The following is a 4,850-nucleotide window of genomic DNA, read 5'->3' on the forward strand; positions in this document are numbered from 1 at the left end:
CGGCGCGGCGTGCTCGGCGGCACGCGGGCGGCGCGGGGCCAGCGCCGCGAGCGCCTCCACCGGCGTCGCGATCAGCTTGCCGGGCCGGTGGCCCTGGTCGATCAGCCGTTTTATCAGGCGCAGACGCTCCACCTGGGACGCCGGGTAACAGCGCTCGCCGTTGGCGTCGCGCTCCGGCACCGGGAAGCCGTAACGGCGCTCCCACATCCGGAGCACGTCCTTCGACAGCCCGGTATCGCGTTCGACAGCGGCGATGCTGAAACGAAGATCGCTCATTTTGTCCTGAACAAAAGATGTACAAACCGTTGACAAAACCATATTCAATACCTATCGTACGATCACACCTTCGATTTGTCCAGGACAAACAAAATGAAGCTCCGTATCGCAGCGATTCCCGAGACGCCCGCCGGCAGCCCCCGCCGCGACGTCACGCCTGGCTGACGCGTCATGAGCACGCCCCCGCGCATCGCCGTGATCGGCGCCGGCATCGCCGGACTCGCTTCCGCCTGGCTGCTGGGCAGCCGCTACGCGGTCACCGTGTTCGAGGCCGGCACCTACCTGGGCGGCCACACCAACACCGTGGACGTCACCCTCGAAGGCCACACCCATCCGGTGGATACGGGCTTCCTCGTCTTCAACGAGAAGACCTACCCCAACCTCATCGCCCTGTTCGACCTGCTCGGCATCGAAAGCGTCGAGACCGAGATGTCCTTCGCGGTGAGCCTCGAATCGCCCGACCTCGAATGGGCCGGCAGCAACCTCGCGACGATCTTCGGCCAGAAGCGCAACCTGGTGCGGCGACGCTTCTGGGCGATGCTCTCGGACATCCTGCGCTTCAACCGCGAATGCACCGCCTGGCTCGCCGGCGCGCCGACGGCCGACCGTCCGCTGCGGGACTTCCTGGCCGAGGGGCGCTACTCCCGCGCCTTCGTCGACTGGTATCTGCTGCCGATGGCGGCGGCGATCTGGTCCTGCCCGACCGGCCAGATGCTCGACATGCCGGCCGCCACCTTCATCCGCTTCTGCCACAACCACGGTCTGCTGCAGATCTTCGACCGCCCCCTGTGGCGCACCGTGAAGGGCGGCGGACGCGAGTACGTGCGCCGCATCGCCCAGCGCCTCGACGACGTCCGCCTGGCCTGCCCGGTACACGCCGTGGTGCGCGACGGCGACGGCCTGAGGGTCGATCACGCCCACGGCAGCGACCGCTTCGACCAGGTCGTGATGGCCTGCCACAGCGACCAGGCGCTGGCCCTGCTCGGCCCCACCGCCAGCCCCGCCCAGCGCCAGGTGCTGTCGGCGATCCGCTATCAGCCGAACCGCGCCGTGCTGCACACCGACCGCGCCCTGCTGCCGCGCGACGAGAAACTGTGGTCGGCGTGGAACTACTTCGCCGCCCGCGCCGCGGGCGACGACCGCCCGGTGGGCGTCTCCTACCTCATCAACAAGCTGCAGCCGCTGCCCTTCAAGACGCCGGTGGTGGTCACCCTCAACCCCGCCCGCGAGCCCGACCCGGCGCGGGTGATCGCCGAGTTCGACTACGCCCACCCGATCTTCGACGCCCCGGCGATCGCCGCCCAGCGCAACCTCCCCGCCGTGCAGGGCGAAGGCGGCGTGTGGCTGGCCGGCGCCTGGGGCTGCTACGGCTTCCACGAGGACGGCCTCAAGTCGGCGCTCGAAGTGGCCAACCGGCTGGGCGTGCTCGCCCCCTGGCAGGGCCAGCCGGTCGTCGCTGCGCGCCAGGCTCAGACCGCCTGAACCCGGCCCCGACCGCCATGGACGCCCGCCCGCAACTCTGCCTCGGCCACGTGATGCACCGTCGCCTGCGTCCGGCGGAAAACGCCTTCGTCTATCCCGTGTTCTACGTCCGCCTGCCCCTGCGCGCCCTCGAATCGGCCCGCTGCCGGGTATTCGGCATCGACCGCTGGAACCTTCTCGCTTTTCACCGCGACGACCACGGCCCTCGCGACGGCAGCCCGCTTGTGCCGTGGATCGAAGCGCTTTTACACCAGCACGGCCTGAAGGCCGACGGCGAGATCGTCCTGCAGACCTTCCCGCGCGTGCTCGGCCATGTCTTCAACCCGGTGAGCTTCTGGTACTGCCACGACGCCGCCGGCCGGCTGGTGGCGGTGCTCGCCGAGGTGAACAACACCTTCGGCGGCCGTCACGACTACCTGCTCCACCACCCGGACGGCCGCCCCATCGCCGACGGCGAGGTGCTGAGCGCCGACAAGTGCTTCCACGTCTCGCCCTTCAACCGCGTCGAAGGCGCTTACCGCTTCCGCTTCCAGGCCGGACGCGCGGTGCACGCCGCCCACATCGACTACGCCGACGACGACGGCCCGCTGCTGCTCACCGCCATCACCGGCCGCCCGCGGGGCTGGGGCAACCGCGCGCTGCTCGGTGCCTTCCTGCGCATGCCGCTGCTCACCCTCGGCGTGGTCGCCCGCATCCACTGGCAAGCCCTGCGGCTCTGGCGCAAGGGCGTGCCCTTCCACGGCGCCCGCCCCGTGCATCCACCCCTCCAGGAGCCGACACCATGAACTCCACACTCAGCCTGCGCGGCACCGCCCTGCGCGACGGCCTCGACCGGGACACCCGCACCGTCTTCGGCCTGCTCGAAAAGCTCCGCGGCGGCCCCCTCGAAGTGCGCCTGCCCGACGGCAGCAACGTCGTCTTCGGTCACGGCGAGCACGCCGTCACCCTGCAGGTGCACGACACCGCCACCTTCGGGATGATCCTCGCCCGCGGCGACATCGGCCTCGCCGAAGCCTACATCGAAGGGCGCTGGGACTCCCCCGACCTGGCCGGCCTGCTCACCGTCCTCGCCAGCAACCGCGACGTGCTGCGTCGCGCCCTCTACGGCGCGTGGCGGCCGCTGCTCGCCGCGCGGGTGCGCCACTGGCTCAACCGCAACAGCCGCGCCGGCAGCAAGCGCAACATCATGGCCCACTACGACCTGGGCAACGACTTCTACCGCCTGTGGCTCGACGCCGGCATGAGCTACTCCGCGGCCCTCTACCGCGAGGCCGACGCCGACACCCTCGCCGCGGCCCAGGACGCCAAGTACCGCCGCATCCTGCGCCGCCTGGACGCGCAGCCCGGCGAGCACGTGCTGGAGATCGGCTGCGGCTGGGGCGGTTTCGCCGAAATGGCCGCCCGCGCCGGGCTCGCCGTCACCGGGCTCACCCTGTCGCCATCCCAGCTCGCGTGGGCGAAGAGCCGCGTCCCCGAGGCCGACCTGCGCCTGCAGGACTACCGCGACACCACCGAGCGCTTCGACCACATCGTCTCCATCGAAATGTTCGAAGCGGTCGGCGAGCGCTGGTGGCCGGGCTACTTCAAGACCGTCGCCCGCGCCCTCAAACCCGGCGGCCGCGCCGTGGTGCAGAGCATCACCATCGACGACGCGCTCTTCCCCACCTACCGCCGCGGCACCGACTTCATCCAGCAGTACATCTTCCCCGGCGGGATGCTGCCCTCCCGCGCCGCCTTCCGGAGCGCCGCCCGACGCGCCGGCCTGGCGGTGAGCGACGAGTTCGCCTTCGGCGCCGACTACGCCCGCACCCTGGCCGACTGGCGCGCCACCTTCGAAGCGCGCTGGCCGCAGATCGAACGGCTCGGTTTCGACGAGCCCTTCCGGCGCCTGTGGCGCATGTATCTCTCCTACTGCGAGGCCGGCTTCCGCGCCGGAAGCATCGATGTCGTCCAGTTCGAACTCGTCCACCGCTGAGCCCGCCCGCCGCGCCGCGCGGCGCGCCGGCCAGCTCGGGCCGATCACCATCAACGCCGCCCGCGGCGCGATGGCCGCCTACCGGCGCCTCGGCTTCGAGGCCGAGGGCCCGTCCGAGGAAGTACGCGGCATCCGCTGCGTCCCGATGACCTGCCGGCACCCCGCGCCGGCCCCCAACCATGCCGCGCCCGTCGCCTGAGCGGACCCGGCGGCGCCTGCTCGGCGCCCTCGCCGCGCTCCTCGTCGGGTCACCCGCCGCCCGCGCCGCCGACCCCACCGACGGCCTGCAGCGCTGGGGCCAGGGCGAGTTCCGACGCTTCGGCTTCCTCGTCTACGAAGCGCGCCTGTGGGCCGGCGACGACCCGCGCCGCCCGCCCCTCGCACTGCGTCTGGACTACAAGCGCAGCATTCCCGGCAGCGCCATCGCCGAGGCCAGCGTGCGCGAGATGCGCCAGCTCGGCGCCGACGAAGCCGCCCTGGCCCGCTGGGGCGCCGAAATGACCCGCCTGTTCCCCGACGTGAAGGCCGGCGACCACATCGTCGGCGTCTATCACCCGGACGCCGCGCGCTTCGTCTTCAACGGGCGCCCCCTCGGCGAGATCGCCGACGCCGACTTCGCGCGACGCTTCTTCGGCATCTGGCTCGACCCGCGCACCAGCGCCCCCGAACTGCGCGCCGCCCTGCTGCGACGGCCCGCCGGCTGACATGGCCGCCGCACGCCTCCCCGCCGGCCGCGTGCTCGCCTACGGCCTGCTCGGTCTGCCGCTGGCCTTTGCGGCGCTGCCGGTCTACGTCCACGTGCCGCGTTTCTACGCCGACGGCAGCGGCCTGTCGCTGGCGCTGCTGGGGGCAATCCTCCTCGGCGCGCGCCTCCTCGACGCCGGCATCGACCCCTGGCTGGGCTGGCTCGCCGACCGCCTGCCACGCCGCCAGATGGTGGCGCTGGCCCTGCTGCCCCTGGCCGCCGGCTTCGTCGCCCTGCTCAATCCGCCCGCCGGCCCGGCCGCCGGCTGGCTCGCCGGCGCGCTGGCGCTCACCTACCTGGGCTACTCCGGCGCCAGCGTCGCCTACCAGGCGTGGGGCGCCGACATCGCCGCCGACCCGGCCGAACGCACCC

At 72.0% G+C, this 4,850-nt stretch carries 7 protein-coding genes; 6 read left to right on the top strand and 1 reads right to left on the bottom strand.

The window, feature by feature from the left end; genetic code table 11:
• A partial coding sequence (locus ACE3P2_RS12535) for a MerR family transcriptional regulator (RefSeq protein ID WP_374264923.1) occupies window positions 1-276 on the bottom strand: 276 nt, incomplete at its 3' end.
• Between the two features lie 171 nt (window positions 277-447).
• On the opposite strand from ACE3P2_RS12535, the gene ACE3P2_RS12540 reads away from it, so the two are divergent.
• From ACE3P2_RS12540 to ACE3P2_RS12565, 6 genes are all read left to right on the top strand, one after another.
• Window positions 448-1,758: an NAD(P)/FAD-dependent oxidoreductase gene (locus ACE3P2_RS12540; protein WP_374264925.1), complete on the top strand. Its 1,311-nt coding sequence runs from the start codon at window positions 448-450 to the stop codon at window positions 1,756-1,758.
• A 17-nt stretch (window positions 1,759-1,775) separates the two neighbouring features.
• Complete coding sequence (locus tag ACE3P2_RS12545; protein WP_374264927.1) at window positions 1,776-2,543, top strand: DUF1365 domain-containing protein; 768 nt, start codon at window positions 1,776-1,778, stop codon at window positions 2,541-2,543.
• Entirely contained in the window at window positions 2,540-3,733 is a 1,194-nt protein-coding gene (locus ACE3P2_RS12550) for a class I SAM-dependent methyltransferase (protein ID WP_374264929.1), read from the top strand. Before ACE3P2_RS12545 ends, ACE3P2_RS12550 begins: the two co-directional genes overlap by 4 nt.
• On the top strand, window positions 3,702-3,932 hold the full coding sequence (locus ACE3P2_RS12555; protein ID WP_374264932.1) for a GNAT family N-acetyltransferase: 231 nt from the start codon (window positions 3,702-3,704) through the stop codon (window positions 3,930-3,932). Before ACE3P2_RS12550 ends, ACE3P2_RS12555 begins: the two co-directional genes overlap by 32 nt.
• Complete coding sequence (locus ACE3P2_RS12560; protein ID WP_374264934.1) at window positions 3,913-4,437, top strand: chalcone isomerase family protein; 525 nt, start codon at window positions 3,913-3,915, stop codon at window positions 4,435-4,437. Before ACE3P2_RS12555 ends, ACE3P2_RS12560 begins: the two co-directional genes overlap by 20 nt.
• A 1-nt stretch (window position 4,438) precedes the next feature.
• A partial coding sequence (locus tag ACE3P2_RS12565; RefSeq protein ID WP_374264936.1) for an MFS transporter occupies window positions 4,439-4,850 on the top strand: 412 nt, incomplete at its 3' end.

The sequence above is a fragment of the Zoogloea sp. genome, assembly GCF_041911615.1.
Lineage (GTDB): Bacteria > Pseudomonadota > Gammaproteobacteria > Burkholderiales > Rhodocyclaceae > Zoogloea.

What these genes read in the sequence shown, in the direction of transcription:
- ACE3P2_RS12555 (WP_374264932.1), top strand. Translation starts at nt 3,702, where the DNA reads ATGTCGTCCAGTTCGAACTCGTCCACCGCTGAGCCCGCCCGCCGCGCC.
- ACE3P2_RS12545 (WP_374264927.1), top strand. Translation starts at nt 1,776, where the DNA reads ATGGACGCCCGCCCGCAACTCTGCCTCGGCCACGTGATGCACCGTCGC.
- ACE3P2_RS12560 (WP_374264934.1), top strand. Translation starts at nt 3,913, where the DNA reads ATGCCGCGCCCGTCGCCTGAGCGGACCCGGCGGCGCCTGCTCGGCGCC.
- ACE3P2_RS12550 (WP_374264929.1), top strand. Translation starts at nt 2,540, where the DNA reads ATGAACTCCACACTCAGCCTGCGCGGCACCGCCCTGCGCGACGGCCTC.
- ACE3P2_RS12540 (WP_374264925.1), top strand. Translation starts at nt 448, where the DNA reads ATGAGCACGCCCCCGCGCATCGCCGTGATCGGCGCCGGCATCGCCGGA.